The sequence below is a fragment of the Paenibacillus sp. HW567 genome, assembly GCF_000374185.1.
In the GTDB taxonomy this organism is placed as follows: domain Bacteria; phylum Bacillota; class Bacilli; order Paenibacillales; family Paenibacillaceae; genus Paenibacillus_AQ.
Genome location: NZ_KB910518.1, coordinates 5,220,494 through 5,237,801, shown reverse-complemented (window position 1 = coordinate 5,237,801; position 17,308 = coordinate 5,220,494). Strand labels below are relative to the sequence as shown.

The window sequence follows — 17,308 nt, the reverse complement described above, 5'->3', positions numbered from 1 at the left end:
AGCCTTAATTATAACAATTTAGTTATCAAACCTCAATAAATAACTATTAGATAACTATTTAATTGATATGTTACGTTATACAAACGGGTAATATCTTAAGTTTACTGAGCAGAAAGGGGATTACCATGAATTATTTAGCAATCGTAGGCACTAATTCAGATGTGTCAACTAACCGCATGCTGCTTCAATTTATGCAAAAGCATTTTTCTAGTGAGGCGGAGATTGAACTATATGAAATCAAGGATTTACCTGCCTTTATGGAACCGGAGGACTCTGATATTCCTGACAAGGTAGCAGAGCTATCTGATAAAATTCTCAAAGCCGATGGAGTAATAATAGCAACACCAGAGTATGATCATGCCATACCTGCGGTTTTAAAAAGTGCTCTGGAATGGATTAGTTACACGAGTCAGTCACTTACAGACAAGCCTGTTTTAATCGTGGGGGCCTCTCATGGCGCACTTGGTTCTTCCAGGGCACAAGCACATCTTAGACAAATCCTTGATTCGCCTGAGCTTGCTGCCAGAATTATGCCAAGCAGTGAGTTCCTTTTAGGAAAATCACAGGGTGCTTTTGATAGCACAGGTAATCTCATTTACTCTGACAAGGTGTTGGAGCTTGATGAAATCTTCAGGGAATTTGTTCTGTTTACGGATATTACAACCGAACTTCTGGCAAAAAAGATGCTGAATAAAAAAGCAAAAAAATTCTCTTGGCAAGATTAAGGGGGCTAATATAAATGAAATTCATAGCAATCGTTGGGACTAATGCCAAAAAATCTTATAACCGCAAGCTTCTTCAGTTTATGAAAAAACACTTTGCGTCAAGGGCAGAGATTGAAATACTTGAAATTACAGATGTCCCCATGTTTAATCAATCCGATAATCAGTCCAACAGTAAAGTCATACAAACGTTCAATGAGAAGATTATTGCAAGTGATGGTGTAATTATTGCAACTCCAGAGTATAACCATTCAATCCCCTCCGCTCTTAAAAGCCTGCTGGAATGGCTGAGCTTCGAGATTCATCCGCTTGCTGGAAAACCAGTGATGATATTGGGGGCTTCGCTTGGTACACAGGGGTCCTCCCGTGCACAGTTACATCTTCGTCAAATTCTAGATGCGCCAGGGGTAGATGCTAATGTAATGCCAGGGTATGAGTTTCTACTTGGGAGTGCAAATAAGGCGTTTGATGACTCGGGTGACCTTAACAATGAAGGAACGATAGATTTTCTGGAGATATGTTTCCTGCGTTTCCTGCGTTTTGCCAAAATTTCGAATCAGCTCAACGAGGAAGAGGAGTTTACTTTTAAACCGGGTGTGTACGAGGTGAATGCAATAGGCCACAGCGGAAACCTTCCAATGAAAGTATCCTTTAGTGAAAATCGAATCGAAAGCATTAATATAGATACCCAGGGTGAAACAGAAGGAATTGCCGACGTGGTTTTTGTAAGAATCCCCAATAAAATTTTGGAAGGACAGACATTGAATGTTGATGCTCTCTCAGGTGCTTCTGAAACTAGTAATGGTGTAATAGACGGTGTAGCCAAAGCAGTTAAGCTTGCTGGAGTTAACCCTGATATACTTAAGAGACGTCCCAAGCCTGCCAGCAGCCGAATCAAGGAAGACGAGGAATATACTTGTGATGTAGTAGTTGTAGGCGGTGGCGGTGCCGGACTAAGTGCGGCTGCTATAGCTTTGCAGAATGGCGCAAGTACTATTGTTCTTGAGAAATACCCTGCTGTGGGTGGGAATACCATACGTTCAGGTGGTCCTGTCAATGCTGCAGATCCTGTATGGCAACATCAATTTGATGAGAATCCAGGTGAAAGACATACTATTGAAAATTTATTAAGTACTGACGAGATTGTGATACATTCAGAATATTTAGCTGATTTCCATGCACTTAAAGAAGAGTTTTCAGCTTATCAAAAAAAGTTTGGCACAGAAAAGGCTTATTTATTTGACTCCCCGCTTCTTCACAGAATGCAAACCTATTTCGGGGGAAAACGAACGGACCTTAGTGGCAACACGATATACGGACAATATGACCTGGTAAAGGTCCTTACGGACAATGCCTTAGAAAGTGTTGAGTGGCTTGAGGACATAGGTGTTGAATATGATAAGAGTATCGTATTTGCTCCTGTCGGAGCCCTTTGGCGCCGCGGCCATAAGCCTGTCAAAAGCTATGGCTCAGCATTTATAATTGCACTAAGCAAATATGTAGAAGAGAACTCAGGAAAGATTATTACAGACAGCCCTGTTCAGCAATTGATACTGAAGGATGGGGAAATAGCAGGTGTTATAGCAACCGGTGTCAATGGGCAAAAGATAACGGTTCATGCCAAAGCAGTTGTGCTTGCAAGTGGCGGTTTTGGTGCAAACACAAAGATGCTCAAGGAATATAACACTTACTGGAGCAATATTGATGATGATATAAAAACCACCAATTCCTACGCTATGACCGGTGACGGGATATTGCTTGGGAAGAGCGTAGGAGCAGCACTGACAGGAATGGGATTTACTCAGATGATGCCTGTAGCTGATCCTGAGACGGGTGAGCTGTTCAGCGGCGTTCAGGTCCCTCCTGAAAATTTTGTAATAGTCAATAAAAAGGGAGAACGATTTGTTAATGAATTTTCCGGGCGGGATGTCTTAACAAAAGCTGCTATTGACCAGGGAAGTTTATTTTACCTTATCGCTGATGAGGAGATTAAGAAAACGGCAGCGAATACTAGTCAAGAAAAGCTAGAACGTCAGGTAGAAGCGGGCACACTGTTTAGAGCCGATACCATAGAAGAGCTGGCAGTAAAAATCGGTATGGAGCCTAAGATTCTTAGAGATACCGTTGATAAATATAATTCATATGTAGAAGCGGGCTTTGATCCAGAGTTCCATAAGGATACATTTAGCTTAAAAGTAGAGAAGGCTCCGTTTTATGCTACTCCTAGAAAACCAGCAGTTCATCATACCATGGGCGGTCTTAAGATAGACACCAAAACTCATGTATTAGATGAAAAGGGTCAGCCAATTGCACATCTGTATGCCGCTGGAGAAGTTGCAGGAGGTATCCATGCAGGTAACCGCCTTGGCGGTAATGCGCTAACTGATATTTTTACCTTCGGACGAATTGCGGGTAAGACTGCCGTTGATGAAATGAAATAGTAATAGTATGCACAACTATAATTATTTTTACTTTATAAAACGAATTGTGGTATAGTGTGGGTAGAAAAGACGTACAATGCAAAGAGAGCCGTGCGCTAACACGGCTCTCGGAGCAATAGCCGCTTTTAAGGGCGGCGGCTTGGTAAATAGGTTTAGGCAGAAATAGACCGTCTCCTTTGACCAGGGCGGTCTATTTCTTTTTGAGGTAATTCAGCAAAGCAATAATGAACATGCCGGTGTTCCGGGAGGATGAACGATGGTAGTCACAATGAAGGAAGTGGCGGAGCGTGCCGGGGTGTCCAAGAGTACGGTCTCGCAATTTCTGAGCAAGAGATACAACTATATGAGTCTGGATACCAGGCGGAGGATTGAGCAGGCGATTGAGGAGCTGAATTATATTCCCAATGAGGTGGCCCGCAGTCTCAAGCATAAGAAGACATACATTGTGGGCGTAATTTCTTCCACTATTCTATCGAAATTCACAACAGAAATTGTGCGGGCGATAGAGGATGAGTGCCAGCTCAAGGGAATCCAGGTGATTATCTGCAACACCGACGACGACTCGCTCAAGGAAAAGAATTACGTCCAGTCGATGATCGCGCGGCAGGTGGACGGTCTGATCATTTTTCCGACGGAAGAGAATAAGAAGCTGTATGCTTCCCTTGTGAAGAACGGGTATCCCTTTGTATTTGTTGACCGGAAAATCGACGAGCTTAGCGTAGACACGGTGCTGCTGAGTAACGAGAAGGCCAGCGGGCTGGCCGTGGAAACCTTCGTTCAGCATGGTCATACGGACATTGGAATGATCACATTCCCTTTGGGCAAAAAGGCGATCACCACACGGGTAGAGCGGCTGTCCGGCTACCGGAAGACGATGGAGCATTATGGGCTGCCTGTTAATGAAAACTATATCAGAAGCGGCAGGCTGGAGGAGATGCAGACGCTGCTTACAGAGCTGTTCCACATGGACAATCCCCCCACTGCGCTCATCGCCACCAATGATATGATTCTGGAGCAGGTGCTGATCTATGCCAAAACTAACCGCCTGACCATCCCCGGGGATTTGTCTCTGATCGGTATTGATGATGTCTCCTTTGCAGCTTTGTATAGTCCGCCGATTACTACGATCTCCCAGCCTACCTTCGAGATGGGGAAGAGAAGCGCCCGGCTGCTGCTGGACAAAATCGACCGGAAAGATCAGGAGCAGGAGGAGACGTCCGAAATTATCCGTTTGAATCCGGCCATTAATCATAGAGAATCTGTGCGGAGATTGAATTGAAAAAAGAAAGTTTTCGGCGATTTTCGCACCCGGGTTGTATATCGCCAGGGCAGGTGTTAAGCTGGTTACAATTCATTTTTAGTTTTTTTTGCTGCTTTACTAAACCGATTTAGTGGAGGGATTATTCATGTTTTTTAAAGACCAGGAGATTCAGACCGATACGGTTGACAGCAACACCACCCGCAAGGTTCTGGCACACAGCGAACAGCTCATGTACACCAAAGTGATGTTTGCTAAAGCTCAGCAGGGTGAGATTCCGCTCCATAAGCATGTCCATGAACAGGTCACCTACGTGCTGAAGGGCAGCTTCCAGTTCATGATCGACAACGGCGAAACCAAGGATGTGCAGATCGTTAAGGTGGGCGACAGCATCCACTTCCCGTCCGATGTGCTGCATGGCTGCATCCCGCTGGAAGACGACGGCATCCTGCTGGATGCTTTTACCCCGGCGCGTGCGGATTTTTTGAAGTAATAGGAAGAGTGTGAGCAGACAAGTATGAGAAAACATGCCGAACCGTTTGATCAGGGGTCAGAAGCTGATGAGATGGGGCGGTGTGTTTTTTTGTTTTGAGGTATAGAGACTGTATAAAAAGAAAAACGCTCCCGAAAATAATCGGGAACGTTGATTGGTAAGTCAGCAGAAGTTCGGTGGAGAAGAAGGGGATAGTAGTGGGAGTGGAAATAAGGTGTCAGGTCCCCAAAGCAAGTTTAGAATCTATGGCTGAATGGTAGAATAAATTCAACTACCGCCGATACCATGAGACATGGTTTGGATTAACGATTGAGTGTTACTATCTGCTACGATTTCATTGCTTACTGCCGGAAAAACAATACAGCGAACAGACTACATTAAATTAGAAGCTTGATGAATTTTCTTGGTATTAGAATTCCGCACTGTTCTGATCAGAAGTTTGTATTTTTCCATTTCTTCTTCTCCTGCTGCATACCGATATTGTTCAAACAGATCGACACAAGTGATGGCTATACTCTCATTATTAATTTTAGCAGATGATTTTAAACTTTCTAGTACGAAGCAGAATTCTTCATTTCGCTTATTATGTAAGTAATAGCCTGCCAGTTCAGCAAGAAATCTGGCGTGTTTGTCTGTCATAATCTGCTGATTGTACTCAGCAAATTCCGATCTATAGGTCCGATAAGGGATGTAGGTAGCGAAGCGCTCCAGAATGTAATCAACATTCCAGTCATACTGGTTAGCTGATTTAATAATATTGTACAGAGCCGTAAATATCTCTTCTGGTTGTGCTGCGATATATTCCACATACTCAGCCAGAACTTCCAGTTGTCCGTCCAGCACACCGTATAAATAAGTGTTAGCCGTACCCCACTCCTGAAACTGGACTAATGTCCGTTGCGCTTCTTTATCATCTTCCTGTATCCAGCTTCCGTCTATATAGAGTGGCACACGCTCTAATGCAGACTTATAATCCCCATATTCCATGCAAATACTAGAGAGGAAAAGCTGGGCGTTTAAAATATAGTGATAAAGTGGTCTTTGAGGTGCTTTTCTATTGTCTTGTTTACGGTTCGACTGGTGCTGGAGATTATAACGGAGTGTAGCCAGCCGTAGCATCTTCTGGGCCAGTTCATCCACCTTAGGCCACTGTTGCAAGGAATAATAGACATTCATCAAGTCTTGTATTCCATCTAATTGATCAGCCTCATCTAGCCGATCTATGTAACACTCAAAGAGGATTGCCTCTCGCGAATTAATGCTCTGATCGTCACCCAAGGCAATTTTAAATAGGCGGTATTGGCATACCGCCAGCCGCTCCGAGTTCTGATATTTCTCACTGGCGCTCACATTCTTATATAATAACGCTGCAGCCTGCCACAGCCCCTCCTGAAACAGCCCTTCCGCCACTTCGAACAGCATAGAGGCATAGGTCAGATTCTCAAGCAGATTCTGAACGACCTGTTCAACGCAATCGAGACGGCCCAACTCGGCTGAACGTACAAGAAAAGGCCGCAAACGCCGCCAGGTCGGTGCCGAATAATAGAAGCATTCGTCCACATATAAGCTGTAGAAATGGTCCTCCGGCAGACCCATCCCCGTGGTGATCCGCTCCAGATGGTTCATGGCAATCGGCTGCTGGCCACTAAGTATCCGGCTGAGTGTTCCTGAATTAATTCCGGATTGTCCCGAAAATTGATTAATAGACATCCCCTGCTGCGACAGATACAGCGCCAATGAATCGCGAATCGTGGCTGTAGTAGGGACCATGTAGACACCACCTAACTGAATTCCAAAAATTATAATTTTGTTGTATGGATGTAATAATATTCTATAATATTCCAATGGTCAATACTGCGGATTAGTAGAAACAGTGAACTGGAGCAGGAGGTGAAATCTGTTCTTAGTTGATTTGATTAAAGGCAGTGCAGACGCAACAAATTCGGCAGTCAAGTAGTGTATATGGTTATTTGCGGAGCAGCAGGCGGTAGGCTATATCATGGTAAAGAAAAATTGGAACAATTATAACGTTAAGGCGTGCAAATTCTATGAGAACTGCGGATAACGATATACAGCTTCAGGGATTATTCTCCAACCTTCCAACGATACGGAACCCCGTGCAACCACGTTTTACCCCAGAACTTAATAAAAATAAGTGAGAAAATCTGGGTTGAACCTTTAATTTAGCAAATTGAAATGTATGCGCTTACTTACTATAATTTGCTATATATAGTATCTGACAAATGAAAGGGAGTGACTCATAGAAGGTAATATTCCAGCGCATGCAATTCAGGATTGAGAAACAAACAATTTGAGGAGGTTGGATATGTTTAAGGTAAATAAGAAAATCATGTCGTTAGTTATTACAGCTTCAATGAGTTGCTTCAGCTTGTTTGCAGCAACTGCAAATGCAGCGACAGACTATTGGCAAAATTGGACCGATGGTGGAGGCACAGTAAATGCTGTCAACGGATCTGGCGGGAACTACAGTGTGAATTGGTCGAATACCGGGAATTTTGTTGTCGGTAAAGGCTGGACTACCGGATCGCCAACCAGAGTAATCAACTATAATGCAGGCGTCTGGGCCCCGTCGGGCAATGGGTATTTGACTCTCTACGGGTGGACGCGGAACTCGCTTATTGAATATTACGTCGTTGATAGTTGGGGCACTTATAGACCTACTGGAACGTATAAAGGCAACGTGACCAGCGATGGAGGCACCTATGATATTTATACGAGTACACGGTACAACGCACCTTCTATTGACGGCACACAAACGTTCACCCAGTTCTGGAGTGTAAGGCAGTCGAAGAGAGCGACCGGGGTCAACTCCGTTATCACTTTTAACAACCATGTTAACGCATGGGCTAGTAAAGGAATGAAACTGGGCAGTAGCTGGTCCTACCAGATGTTGGCGACAGAAGGGTATCAAAGCAGTGGAAGCTCTGACGTAACGGTGTGGTAATCAGTGGCTTAACCATTTGATATTGCCAAGGCTGTCCGGTCTCACAGCCGGCGGCCTTATTTATTTCAGGAAACAATATTTGTACTATCAGTTTTAAGGAGATATATCAATGAGAAAGCTATTTATTATTCTTCTAGCGGCATTAACGGTTGTTGTCAGCGCATGTTCGCAGGAAAAGGCTGACAGCGTGCAGAACAATCCTGATAACATGCAAGAACAGTCTGATACCTTTGTATTCGTCAAAGGCGGGGCTGTTATAGACACAAAGTCCAACTACTATGGAAAAGGCGTAACCTTAGCAAATTTCTATATCGCCAAATACGAGGTAACTCAAAAAGAGTGGACCGAGGTGATGGGAAGCAACCCCTCAGAATTCAAAGGCGACAATTTGCCGGTAGAAAGGGTAAGTTGGTATGACGCTGTTGAGTACTGTAATGAAAGGAGCATAAAAGAGGGCTTAAAGCCTTATTACAATATCAATAAGATCAGATTAGACCCGAATAATAAGAGTGAGTACGATAAATTAAAATGGACAGTAACGATCAATGAAGGAGCTAATGGCTACCGGTTGCCGACGGAGGCAGAGTGGGAATATGCTGCGGGCGGAGGTCAGATGAGCAAAAGCTACACCTACAGCGGAAGCAATAATGCGGATGAAGTTGCCTGGTATTGGAGAAATGCTGGAGATAAATACTTATCAGGGGAATGGAACTGGCCTATTATAGAAAACAACCATAATAAAACAAAACCTGCCGGTGACAAGAAACCCAACGAGTTAGGGCTTTACGATATGTCAGGCAATGTAAGGGAGTGGTGCTGGAACTGGTACGGAGACTTGGATAGTAGCAGCGGCTCTTTCCGGGTCCTGAAGGGCGGCGGTTGGATGGGTGACGTCAGCAGCAGCGAGTTATCTTATCGGGGCAAGTTCGAGGCGAATGGGCAGGGCCCTGACCAGGGTTTTCGTGTGTGCCGCGGCGGGTAGGCATCGAACGGCTCAACCATTCAGGATATTGCCAATTCTGTTGCCCAATCCCCTGCTGGAGCAGTTCACTTTTTCCTACAATGTAAACGGCTATGCTATCCAGTCAAGGAGGCATAGCCGTTTTATGTTTTTTTACAGGCCCGTTATCTGGTAAGCTCAATAAACTTGCTGGCCGCACTCGTCAGCGGCATGTTGCGCATGGTCATCACGCCGACCTGGGCCGGGGGAAGCTGCACGTCCAGCTTAATTTCGAAGAGGGAGCCTTCTTCCAGCTCCTTGGATACAAATTCCCGGGTAACGAAGGAGATGCCGAGTCCTTTGCGGGCAAACTCGATCAGCAGGCCCACGCTGCCGACCTCGAATGCGGGCTTCAGCTCATAGCCATAGTCACGGAATAAGTCCGTGATTGCCATCCGGGCGCGGCTGCTGCGGGAGAACAGGGTGATAGGGTACTGAAGCAGCTCCTTGATGGACAGCACCTTTTGGCTAAGCTCGGCATAGTGGCTGCCCGCGATGAAGCAGTCCTGAAGCTGAAGTCCCTGCCGCACCTCAAGCTGGGGATCGCCGATAGGTATGCGCACTACGCCCAGATCGACCTGCCCTTCTTTTAAATAGGAGATGACCTCCGGTGTGGTTCCGTGGATCAGATGCAGCCGGATGCCGGGGTACTTCTGATGGAAGACTTCAATAAAGGGCAGCAGGTAATGCTTGAACAGGGAATCGCTGCCGCCAATGCGCAGCTCGCCGTTGTCGAGATTTTTCAGCTCGTCCATTTTCTTCTCCGCCTGGGTAATCAGGATGTGGGACTGCTCAATATAGGAGTACAGTGTAGCGCCTTCCGGTGTCAGCTCGACGCCTTTGGAATTTCGGATAAACAGAGTGAGGCCAAAGCTGTCCTCAAGCTGCTTGATGGCATGGCTGACGCTCGGCTGGGTGATATACAGAGATTTCGCGGCCTGGGTCAGGCTTCCAGTCTTCGCAGCCCAATAGAAAACCTTATATAGCTCAAAGTTGTTCATAGACATGGTCTATAGCTCCTGTAAAATATATTAATTACATGTATGGGTCGTATTTGTATTATAGTGTAACCAGGAAAGATAAACCAGAGTCAAAGGAGAATGGAGATGGAGGCAACTACGTTTGTTTTGTTTGGGGCGACAGGAGATTTGGCCCGAAGAAAAATCTATCCTGCGCTGTATAATCTGTATCTCGACCACAAGCTGCACCATTCATTCTCTGTGGTGGGTCTTGGCCGGAGAGAGCTGGCTGATGAAGTTTTTCAGGCCATGGTTGAGCAGTCGCTCCGGGACTTTTCCCGGCGTGAAGTGAATGACCCTGAGTCTGTAAGCAGCTTCCTGAACGCCTTCAGATATCATGTGCTGGATGTAGGGCACAAAGAGGACTATCTCAAGCTTTTACAGGGAATTGAACAGCAGGAAAAGGGCATGGGCAGCTCGCCCAACCGGATGTTTTATTTGTCCGTCGGCCCTGAGTTTTTTGAGACGATTGCCTTGAACATTAAAGAGAGCGGGCTGGGTGCGGCCAAGGGCTGGAAACGTCTGGTAATTGAGAAGCCCTTCGGACATGATTTGCAGTCTGCGCAGGAGCTGAATCTCAAGCTGAGCGAGGCTTTTACCGAGGATGAAATTTTCCGCATCGACCATTATCTTGGCAAACCGATGGTGCAGGAGCTGGATGTGTTCCAGCAGACAAATCCGGTGCTTCATGCGCTGTGGAACAACCGCTACATCGCCAATGTGCAGATTACCGCAGGCGAGACAGTGGGCGTGGAAGAAAGAGCGGGCTATTACGATCATGTGGGTGCGCTCCGGGACATGTTCCAGAACCATATGCTGCAGCTCCTGATGATGCTGGCGATCCGGCTGCCGAAGGACAGTACCGCAGACGAGGTGCGCTTTAAGAAGAAAGAGGTCATGGAAGCTCTTGTGCCGCTGAAGGAAGCGGATATCCAGTCCAATGTGATCCGGGGGCAGTACACCGCAGGCGCTATTCAAGGCAAGCCGGTTATGGGGTACACCTCTGAGCCAGGCATTGCCGAAGGATCGCTCAATGATACGTTTATTGCAGCCAGATTGCAGATTGATGATCCTTTTTGGAAGGATGTTCCTTTCTATATCCGCACCGGGAAAAGAATGAAGGAGAAATCGACGCGGATTGTCATTGAGTTCAAAGAGCCGATCAAGCAGAATTCTTCAGCCGCTGAGGATGATATTCCTAATTTGCTGGTGTTCGAGATCAGCCCGAACGAGGGCATCACCCTACAGCTCAAGGCGAGAGATCCCAAGCACAAAGGAAAATTCAAAGCGATGCACATTGATTTTCATACCAGCCATATTGATGTGCCGGAAGCCTATGAGAATCTGATCTATGACGCGCTGAATGGCGACCCGTCGTTCTTCGCGCACTGGAATGAAGTGGAGTTGTCCTGGAAATGGGTGCAGCCGATCCTGAATGCTTTTGCGGAAAATTCGGTTCCACTGTATCCTTATGCTGCGGGCACGTTCGGTCCTGCCGAATGTGATCAACTGCTTGCGAGAGACGGGAATCACTGGTGGTTTGACTCTGCAATTGATGGAGAAAGCGAACTGCCGCTGCCTGATGCTTCAAATTTTTAATATATCAATTAAATCAACTTAAAATGGAGGATTACGATTATGAAATTTTTTATCGACACAGCAAATGTAGAGGATATTAAAAAAGCATACCAGATCGGCGTATTGTCCGGGGTTACCACCAACCCTTCCCTGGTCGCCAAAGAAGGCGTGAAATTCGAGGACCGCATTGCGGAAATTCTGCGTACCGTGCCTGAAGTGGAATCCGTATCCGCCGAGGTTACACCGGATGCCGTTACCGCCGAAGAAATGATTGCACAGGCGAACGAGCTGATCAAGATCAACAACAATGATAAGAACATTACCATTAAGCTCCCAATGACGCTCGCGGGTCTGGAAGCCTGCCGTTATCTTTCTAAAAAAGGTGTAAAAACCAACGTGACGCTGATCTTCACCGTGAACCAGGCGCTGCTCGCTGCCCGTGCAGGAGCTACCTATGTATCGCCATTCCTGGGCCGTCTGGATGATATTTCGGAGGATGGTGTGCAGCTTATTGTGAAGGTTGCCGAGTTGTTCCGTATTCATAACCTGGACGCGCAGATTATCGCCGCTTCGGTCCGCCATCCAGACCACGTAACCCGCGTAGCTATGGCTGGCGCGCATATCGCCACCATTCCGTTCAGCGTGATCGAGCAAATTTCCAAGCACCCATTGACTGATCAAGGGCTGGAGAAGTTCGCTGCTGACTGGAAGAAGACACCACAGGTCTAATTCTGTTTAATAAAAAATCAAAGCTTAATCAGAGGGCAGAAGTGACGGAGGGGAAGTTTGGAACTGGAGGAGCGGTAGCGACCGCCTTTGTCTGCGGATTTCAACCGCGAACAGCGGTACAATTGAAGAAATCTGCAGACAACAGCGGCCGGAAGTCCAAACATTCCCCGCAGTCACGATTTAAGCCCCCTATCACAGACTTGATTCAGCACATATCATAGGGAGGTCATTAACGATGGGTAAACAGCAGATTGGCGTGGTCGGCTTAGCCGTCATGGGTAAGAATCTGGCCTTGAATATGGAGAGCAAGGGGTTCTCGGTTGCCCTGTACAACCGTTCTTCGGAGAAAACGGATGAGCTGCTCGCAGAGGCGGCAGGTAAAAATTTCAAAGGCGCTTACAGCATTGAAGAATTCGTGCAGTCCCTGGAAACGCCGCGTAAAATCATGATTATGGTCAAAGCCGGCAAGCCGACAGATGATACGATTCAGCAGCTCGTGCCTTACCTGTCGCCAGGAGATATCCTGATCGACGGCGGGAACGCCTTTTTCCCGGACACGCAAAGACGGAACAAGGAGCTGCAGGCGCAAGGCTTCCGCTTTATCGGCGCAGGGGTATCGGGCGGTGAAGAAGGCGCACTGAAGGGTCCGGCCATTATGCCGGGCGGGCAGAAGGATGCCTATGAGCTGGTGGAGCCGATCCTGACAGCCATTTCGGCCAAAGTAAACGGCGATCCTTGCTCTACCTACATCGGCGAAGACGGTGCAGGACACTACGTCAAAATGGTTCATAACGGCATCGAATACGGCGATATGCAGCTCATTGGCGAAGCGTATCAACTGCTGAAGGATGTGCTGGGCCTGACCACTGGGGAATTGCACGAGATTTTCTCGGAATGGAACCGTGGCGAGCTGAACAGCTATTTGATCGAGATTACGGCGGATATTTTCGCGAAGTCAGACCCGGATACAGGTAAGCCAATGGTCGATGTGATTCTCGATTCGGCCGGACAAAAGGGAACAGGCAAATGGACGAGCCAAAATGCCCTCGATCTGGGCGTTCCACTCTCGATTATTACCGAATCCGTATTTGCGCGCTTCATTTCTGCGATGAAGGAAGAACGCGTAGCTGCAAGCAAGCGCCTGCAGGGTCCTGCGGCCAAGAGCTTTGACGGCGATGCCAAGGAATTCATCGAAGCGGTCCGCAAAGCGCTATATGCCAGCAAAATCGCTTCCTACGCCCAGGGCTTTGCGCAGATGCGGGTAGCTTCGGACGAATATAACTGGAACCTGAGCTATGGCAGCATTGCGATGATCTTCCGCGGGGGCTGCATTATCCGCGCAGGGTTCCTGCAGAACATCAAGGATGCCTATGACCGCGACCCAGAGCTCAAAAACCTGTTCCTGGACGAGTACTTCAGCGGCGTGGTTCACAACTACCAGGAAGCCTGGAGAGAGGTTGTGGCGGTTGCGGTGAAAAGAGGCATTCCGGTTCCGGCGTTTGCCTCCGCACTGGCCTACTATGACAGCTACCGTTCAGAACGGCTTCCGGCCAACCTGCTGCAAGCGCAAAGAGACTACTTCGGAGCGCATACCTTCGAGCGTGTGGATCAGCAAGGCAGCTTCCATTTTCAATGGATGGATAACAAGTAATAACGGAACCACCGTTTTCTATAGATCACATGAGGTCCGGGTGTAAAGCCCCGGGCTTTTTTTCTTTTTTACAGCAGTAATCGTTAGCAAATCCTCCCGTTTCATGCTCTATAATGAGGATGAACGTTTGAGGATTTCAGCCCGAGGGAACGCTAAGAGCAGAGCTTGAATCTACCAAAGAATATTCAGGAGGAATCTGTCATGCCAAAGATTGTTACGAATTTATGGTTTGATACCCAGGCGGAAGAAGCGGCGAAATTGTACACCTCCATATTCAAAAATTCGCAAATCATCAATACGTCGTATTACGGCGAAGGGGGCCGGCGGCCAGCGGGGATGGTGCTGACAGTAACGTTTGTGCTGGACGGGCAGGTGTTCACTGCGCTGAACGGCGGCCCGGAGTTTACCTTCTCAGAGGCGATTTCCCTGCTCGTCAACTGTGAGGGGCAGGAGGAAGTGGACGAGCTGTGGGAGAAGCTGTCCGAAGGCGGCTCGGAAGGGCCGTGCGGGTGGCTGAAGGATAAATACGGCTTATCGTGGCAGATTTTTCCGACTATTCTGGGGGAACTGCTGAATGATCCCGATCCTGTAAAAGCGCAAAGAGTCATGCAGGCTATGCTGCAAATGGGCAAGCTGGATATTGCCGCTCTGAAGCGGGCGCATGCAGGCAGCGAGACCGATTGAAACCCGTAGCCAAAGAATGAACAGCTAAGCTGAGCAAAATATTACGATTAAGGGGATGCGAGCGATTCGTGTCCCTTTTTCTTGTGCGCTATAGTTCTATACCAGCTAGACGAAGGTACTGTATAATTTAGGAATCATGATAGTGAAACCGAAGGAGGTACAATGATGATCAGAGCAACAGAAGACAATGAATATGTTGAATTAACAAGCCCGACTCTGCTGCCCAAGGCGTCGGGGTTTCTGTGGAATGAGAAGATGATGATTCACGTGAACTGCCGGGGTTATGCGGTAGCCCAGTTTATGCAGCCGGAGCCTTCCAAATACTCTTATGCCCCCAACCTGGAAGCGAAGACATTTATGCAGCCGGAGCAGCCTTATTATGCGCATCATCCCGGCCGTTTTGTGTATGTGAAGGATGAAGAGAGCGGTGAGATTTTCTCTGCGCCTTATGAGCCTGTACGCGTGCATACCGATAAATATACATTTGCCGTAGGGAAGCACAATATCGTCTGGAAGATTGAGCACCACGACATCGCCATTGAAATGACCTTAAGTCTGCCCAAAGAAGATGCCCTGGAGCTATGGCGGGTGAAGGTACAGAATCTGTCGGACCGGAAGCGGAAGCTCAGCATTTATCCTTATTTTACTGTAGGCTACATGTCCTGGATGAATCAGTCCGCAGTGTACAATGAAGATTTACAGGCGATGGTTTGCTCCGCAATTACGCCTTACCAGAAATATCAGGACTATGCGAAGATTAAGCTGCTGAAGGATAAGACCTTCCTGCTTGCAGAGCAGAAGCCGCGAAGCTGGGAAGCCAGTCAGGAGGCCTTTGAAGGAGAAGGCGGGCTTGCCATGCCATCTGCGGTTCAGCAGGAACGGCTCTCCAAAGGGGATGCCCGGTATGAGATGCCGCTGTGTGTTCTGCAATACAGCCCTGAACTGGAGCCTGGCGAAGAGAAGGAGTACCGCTTTATCTTTGGACCGGCCAAAAATGAAGAAGAGATCACGCATATCCGCCAGCATTATTTTCAGAATAGAGCGTCCAGTGGCCAGGATGGTTTTGCTGTAGCTGAGCAGGAATATGGGGCTTACATACGGGAGGGCCAAGGCTGTATCGAGATCACAACTCCGGATAAAGATCTGGACAACTTCGTAAATCACTGGCTGCCCCGGCAAATGTACTATCATGGGCAGACCAACCGCCTGACAACCGACCCCCAGACCCGCAACTACCTACAGGATAATATGGGGATGAGCTATATCAAGCCGCAGATGGCGAGAAATGCTTTTCTCACGGCGTTAAGCCAGCAAAATGCAAGCGGTGCCATGCCGGATGGCATTATTCTGCATGAAGCGGCCGAGCTGAAATATATCAATCAGGTTCCGCATATGGACCATTGTGTCTGGCTGCCGATTTGCCTGAGCACTTACCTGGACGAAACGAATGATTATACAGTTCTGGACGAGGTGGTTCCTTTTGCCGGAGGAGGGGAAACAGGAACGGTCTTTGAGCATATTAACCGGGCCATGCACTGGCTGATGAATGCAACGGATGAGCGGGGTTTGAATTATATTGATCAGGGCGACTGGTGCGATCCGATGAATATGGTGGGCTACAAAGGAAAAGGCGTTTCCGGCTGGTTGACAATGGCTTCGGCCTACGCTTTTCTGATCTGGTCGGACATCTGCGGCACCAGCGGACGGCAGGAACTGCGCGAGGAATTTGCCGTAGCGGCGGGCAAGACGAACGCAGTCATTAATCAATACTTATGGGACGGCAACTGGTACGCCCGGGGAATTACGGATGATAATGTGGTGTTCGGCATCAGTAAGGATACGGAGGGGCGGATTTTCATTAATCCTCAGGGCTGGGCTTTGCTGTGCGGGGCCGCAGATGCCTCGCAGCAGCAGAAGCTGATGCAGGCCGTGAAGGAACAACTCGAAACCCCTTACGGTCTGGAAAAGCTGGCACCATCCTACACCGCGATGCGCGAGGATGTGGGACGGGTGACGCAGAAGCACCCGGGGACCGCCGAGAACGGCGCGGTATATAATCATGCGGCGGCCTTTTATATCTATGCGCTTTACGCTGTGGGCGAGCCGGATGATGCCTACCGCCTGCTGCGGAAAATGCTCCCCGGACCAGACCCTGAAGACCTGGTCAGACGCGGCCAATTGCCTGTGTTCATCCCCAACTATTATCGCGGGGCCTACAGACAATTTCCGCGTACCGCCGGGCGCTCGAGCCACCTGTTCAATACTGGGACGGTTCCGTGGGTATACCGCTGCCTGATTGACGGCCTGTTCGGCGTGCAGGGGAATGAAGCGGGAATCCGCATTCAGCCGCAGCTTCCGGCGCACTGGCAAAAGGCTGCGGTCAGACGTACCTTTAGAGGGGCGGAGCTGCATATCGAAATGAGGCGCGAACCCGGCGTCACCGCCGCAGAAGTATATGTGGACGGCAACCATGCCGTAGATGGAAGAGTCACAGATTTGGAGGCGGGCAGGAGCTATAACGTGCAGGTTAAGCTGCCGCTCCTTTATGCATAAACAAATAAGCTATATGATTTGAACTTTAAAACAGCATATCATGGGTAAAGTAACGGAGGGGAATTTTGGAACTGTAGGAGCGATAGCGACCGCCTTTGTATCCGGATTTCAACTGCAAAACATCAGTAATTAAAGAAATCTGGATACAACAGCGGCCGGAAGTCCAAACATTCACAGCAGTTACGACCAAACCCTTGATTTTTAGAGTTTTAAGT

13 protein-coding genes are annotated in these 17,308 nt (G+C 48.0%); 11 read left to right on the top strand and 2 right to left on the bottom strand.

Going from position 1 to position 17,308, the window contains the following annotated elements; genetic code table 11:
* Positions 1-125 precede the first annotated feature (125 nt).
* The 4 genes from B212_RS0123220 to B212_RS0123205 all read left to right on the top strand — a co-directional run bounded on the left by B212_RS0123220 (position 126) and on the right by B212_RS0123205 (position 4,914).
* The gene (locus B212_RS0123220; protein WP_019913532.1) at positions 126-725 is read left to right on the top strand and encodes an NADPH-dependent FMN reductase; all 600 of its coding nucleotides are present in this window, start codon (positions 126-128) and stop codon (positions 723-725) included.
* A 14-nt stretch (positions 726-739) separates the two neighbouring features.
* Positions 740-3,163: a flavocytochrome c gene (locus B212_RS0123215; RefSeq protein ID WP_019913531.1), complete on the top strand. Its 2,424-nt coding sequence runs from the start codon at positions 740-742 to the stop codon at positions 3,161-3,163.
* 256 nt (positions 3,164-3,419) lie between these two features.
* Entirely contained in the window at positions 3,420-4,442 is a 1,023-nt protein-coding gene (locus B212_RS0123210; protein WP_019913529.1) for a LacI family DNA-binding transcriptional regulator, read from the top strand.
* Positions 4,443-4,569: 127 nt separating this feature from the next.
* Positions 4,570-4,914, top strand: a complete 345-nt coding sequence (locus B212_RS0123205) for a cupin domain-containing protein (RefSeq protein ID WP_019913528.1) — start codon at positions 4,570-4,572, stop codon at positions 4,912-4,914.
* Between the two features lie 372 nt (positions 4,915-5,286).
* Here the strand turns inward: B212_RS0123205 and B212_RS0123200 are convergent, their stop codons facing one another.
* On the bottom strand, positions 5,287-6,684 hold the full coding sequence (locus B212_RS0123200) for a helix-turn-helix domain-containing protein (protein WP_019913527.1): 1,398 nt from the start codon (positions 6,682-6,684) through the stop codon (positions 5,287-5,289).
* A 556-nt stretch (positions 6,685-7,240) separates the two neighbouring features.
* Between B212_RS0123200 and B212_RS0123195 the strand changes: the two genes are divergently transcribed.
* Both B212_RS0123195 and B212_RS0123190 read left to right on the top strand, forming a co-directional pair.
* On the top strand, positions 7,241-7,879 hold the full coding sequence (locus tag B212_RS0123195; RefSeq protein WP_019913526.1) for a glycoside hydrolase family 11 protein: 639 nt from the start codon (positions 7,241-7,243) through the stop codon (positions 7,877-7,879).
* A gap of 109 nt (positions 7,880-7,988) precedes the next feature.
* The gene (locus tag B212_RS0123190) at positions 7,989-8,861 is read left to right on the top strand and encodes a formylglycine-generating enzyme family protein (protein WP_019913525.1); all 873 of its coding nucleotides are present in this window, start codon (positions 7,989-7,991) and stop codon (positions 8,859-8,861) included.
* Positions 8,862-9,004: 143 nt separating this feature from the next.
* On the opposite strand, the gene B212_RS0123185 is transcribed toward B212_RS0123190, so the two are convergent.
* Positions 9,005-9,886 carry a LysR family transcriptional regulator gene (locus B212_RS0123185; protein ID WP_019913524.1) on the bottom strand — a complete coding sequence of 294 codons (882 nt, stop codon included), beginning with the start codon at positions 9,884-9,886 and terminating at the stop codon, positions 9,005-9,007.
* A 99-nt stretch (positions 9,887-9,985) separates the two neighbouring features.
* Here B212_RS0123185 and zwf point away from each other — a divergent pair, with 99 nt between their 5' ends.
* From zwf to B212_RS0123160, 5 genes are all read left to right on the top strand, one after another.
* Positions 9,986-11,497 carry a glucose-6-phosphate dehydrogenase gene (zwf, locus tag B212_RS0123180; protein ID WP_019913523.1) on the top strand — a complete coding sequence of 504 codons (1,512 nt, stop codon included), beginning with the start codon at positions 9,986-9,988 and terminating at the stop codon, positions 11,495-11,497.
* A gap of 39 nt (positions 11,498-11,536) precedes the next feature.
* The gene (fsa, locus tag B212_RS0123175) at positions 11,537-12,205 is read left to right on the top strand and encodes a fructose-6-phosphate aldolase (protein ID WP_019913522.1); all 669 of its coding nucleotides are present in this window, start codon (positions 11,537-11,539) and stop codon (positions 12,203-12,205) included.
* 235 nt (positions 12,206-12,440) lie between these two features.
* Positions 12,441-13,856 (top strand): NADP-dependent phosphogluconate dehydrogenase, encoded by a 1,416-nt coding sequence (gene gndA, locus B212_RS0123170; protein ID WP_019913521.1) that lies wholly within the window; start codon positions 12,441-12,443, stop codon positions 13,854-13,856.
* Between the two features lie 201 nt (positions 13,857-14,057).
* A complete protein-coding gene (locus B212_RS0123165) occupies positions 14,058-14,540 on the top strand; it encodes a VOC family protein (protein ID WP_019913520.1) in 483 nt (160 codons plus the stop codon).
* Positions 14,541-14,705: 165 nt separating this feature from the next.
* Entirely contained in the window at positions 14,706-17,093 is a 2,388-nt protein-coding gene (locus B212_RS0123160) for a GH36-type glycosyl hydrolase domain-containing protein (RefSeq protein WP_019913519.1), read from the top strand.
* The last annotated feature ends 215 nt before the right edge of the window (positions 17,094-17,308 follow it).